Source organism: Mesorhizobium sp., assembly GCF_004962925.1.
In the GTDB taxonomy this organism is placed as follows: Bacteria; Pseudomonadota; Alphaproteobacteria; order Rhizobiales; family Rhizobiaceae; genus Mesorhizobium.
On sequence record NZ_SUEO01000007.1, the window covers coordinates 35,196 to 38,333 of the forward strand.

At 65.1% G+C, this 3,138-nt stretch carries 1 protein-coding gene and 1 pseudogene; both read left to right on the forward strand.

Features of this window, described 5'->3' with window-relative positions:
- A partial coding sequence (locus E5W87_RS03480; RefSeq protein ID WP_292394025.1) for an autotransporter assembly complex family protein occupies nt 1-1,330 on the forward strand: 1,330 nt, incomplete at its 5' end.
- A pseudogene (locus E5W87_RS03485) lies at nt 1,330-3,138 on the forward strand (translocation/assembly module TamB); the annotation flags it as partial. The gene E5W87_RS03480 and the pseudogene E5W87_RS03485, both read left to right, overlap by 1 nt.

The following is a 3,138-nucleotide window of genomic DNA, read 5'->3' on the forward strand; positions in this document are numbered from 1 at the left end:
GGCGTCGATCGTGCGGGCGCTCAAAGAGGAGGGCAGGCCGCTGGCCAAGGTGACGGATCGCGAGATCGTTGCCGACCACGCCACCTCGACGCTCGACGTGACGCTGACCGTTGCGGCCGGGCCGGTTGCGGGTTACGGCGACACCACGGTCGAGGGCACCGAAAAGGTCGACCGCGACTTCACCGAATACATGACCGGCCTGAAGCGCGGCCGCCAATATTCGCCGGAAGAGGTCGACGAGGCGCGCGACCGGCTGCTCGGGCTGGAAGTCTTCAACAGCGTGACGCTGAAGGAGGCCGACAGTCTCGACGCCGACGGCAACATCCCTATCGGCGTCGAAGTGAGCGAGCGCAAGCCGCGCTATTTCGGCATTGGCGGCACTTTCTCCAACACCGAAGGGCTCGGCCTCGAAGGTTATTGGGGCCACCGCAATCTGTTCGGCCGTGCCGAAAAGCTGCGCATCGAGGGCGCAATCAGCGGCATCGGCAGCAACGACCTGACCGAGCTCAACTACAATGCCGGCATCATGTTCGAAAAGCCGGGCGTGGTCGGGCCGGCGTCGAAATTCTTCGCCGGCGTCAACACCGTATTGGAGCATCCCGACGCCTACGACCATTTCGCGGTCAAGGGCAACACCGGTCTGTCCTATGAACTCGACAAGCAGCAGACGGTTTCCGCGGAAGTCGCGCTCGACTATTCGAAGATCACCGATTCTTTCGGCAAGCACACCTATCTGATCGCGAGCGTTCCGCTGCAATATGTCTACGATAACAGAGACAGCCGGCTGAACCCGACGACGGGATTCAGGGCGTTGGCCTTTGTCGAGCCGAGCTACGACATTTTGAACGGTGCGGCCTTCGTCAAGCTGAGGGGCGAAGGATCGGCCTATCAGTCGCTCGACGCGGCCTCCAAGTTCGTCTTGGCTGAACGCGTCGCCATCGGCTCGATCATCGGTGCCGGCCTTCAGGATGTTCCGGCCGACCGGCGCTTCTATTCCGGCGGCGGCGGCTCAGTGCGCGGTTATGCCTATCAGGGCATCGGTCCGAAGGACATCGACGGAGAACCGATCGGCGGGCTTTCGTACTTCGAGACCTCGCTCGAGATGCGCATCGCCGTCACCGACACGATCGGCGTCGTGCCGTTCGTCGATGCCGGCACGGTCTCGACCGAGCAGTTCCCGGATTTTTCCGACATGAAGGTCGGCGCCGGCGTCGGCCTGCGCTATATTACGCCGTTCGGACCGCTGCGCGTCGATGCGGCGGTGCCGCTCAACCGGGGTCCCGACGACCCGCGTTTCGGCATCTATGCCGGCATCGGACAGGCGTTCTGATGACAATGTTCAAGCGCATCCTCCGCATTGTCCTTTACACGCTGCTCGTCTTGGTGGCGGCGGTGGTCGGTGCGCTCGTCGTGCTGACCAAGACCGAGCGCGGCCGCGACAATCTCGCCGGCATCATCTCGACCATGGCGTCGACCGATGACCAAAAGGTCACGGTCAGAGGCATCGACGGCATCTGGTCCGGCGCGCTGACCGTCGACCACGTGGTGCTGGAAGATCGCCAGGGCGCCTGGCTGGTGGCGCGCAAGGTGGCCGTCGACTGGTCGCCGCTGGAACTTCTGTCGAAAAGCTTCAGCGCCGGCCGCATCGCCGCCGATCGCATCGAGCTGGCGCGATTGCCGGTCGCCGGCACGCAACCGAGCCAAGGTGGTGCCACCACACTGCCGGTGTCGCTCGACATCAAGCAGATCGACCTGCCCGAAATCGCGCTCGGGCAGGCCCTGGCCGGCAGCGGTATCGCAGAGCTCGCGGCCAAGGGTGCGTTCAAGGCCAACGCGGCGCCATTGGCGCTCGAAACCAACCTCAACATCACCCGCCACGACGGCAAGCAAGGCAAAGTCGACGCCAACATCCATTTCGCACCCGCCGACAACAAGCTCGACCTCGACCTGAAGGCATCCGAACCGGCCGGCGGCATCATCGCCAATCTGCTCAATTTGCCGGATGCGCCGCCGGTCGACATCGTCGTCACGGGCACGGGGCCGGTCGCCAACTGGAGTGGCATTGGTACCTTCGTCGTCGACGGCCAGATCGTCACCCAGCTCACCGGCCGCCACCAACTCACCGACAAGGGCAACTATGTCGAGGCCAAGGGCGATGGCGACTTCCAGCGCTTCATACCCGACAATATAAAACCCTTGTTTACCGGCAAAACCAGCTTCGACCTCGCCGGAACCGCGATCGTGACGGGCGGCGTCGAAGTCGAGCGCGCCAACATCGACAGCGATGCTGTGCATGGTACCGCTGCGGGCATCATCGACCCCAATGGCGCCAGCGACCTTTCGGTTGAGCTTGCCGCCAAGGGGCCGCCGATCGTGCTCAGCCTCGGCACTGCGGCGCAGCCGGTGACCGTCGCGATCACCGGTGCCACGGCCCGCGCGTTCGGCGGCGGCAAGGCGCCGATAGTCGACATCGGCGCGTCTCTGGTCTCGGTGGTGGCGGGCGGCACGCGGGTGGACGATCTGGCGGCTGAAATCCATTCCGACGGCTTCGACATCCAGGACCGCAGCGGACCGGTCACCATCAAGCTTGCGGCCGGTGGCCTGAACACCGACGTGGCGACGCTGGCGCCGCTGGTGACCGGCAGGGTGACCGCGGATCTTGCCGGGTCGGTCAGCAAGGACGAGATCGTCGTCGATCAAGGCACGCTGGCCAGCGACGCGCTCAATGCCTCAGTGACGTCCAGGGTGACGCTGGCCGATCTGGCGATGACGCTCAAGATGAATGCCGATGCCGTCTCGACGGCGCTGCCGCCGCAGATCCGCTCGGTTCTCGGCGAGCGCGTGACATTCTCGGCGACAGCGACCCGCGACCCGCAAGGCTCATTTGCCGCCAATGCGCTGCAATTCACTTCGGGCTCGCTCAGCGCCAGCGGCACCGCCAGCGCGACGGGCACCGACATCCAAGCCGACATCAAGGGCACGCTCGGTGACGTTTCGGTGCTGTCGCCCATGGTTGGCGTACCCGTCGGCGGGGCCGTCGATTTCGCGCTGACGGCGAGCGGCGCGCGCACGGCGCCGGATTTCTCGGTCTCGGCCGACAGCGACAGCCTGACGGCGTCCGGTCATACGGTCAAGACG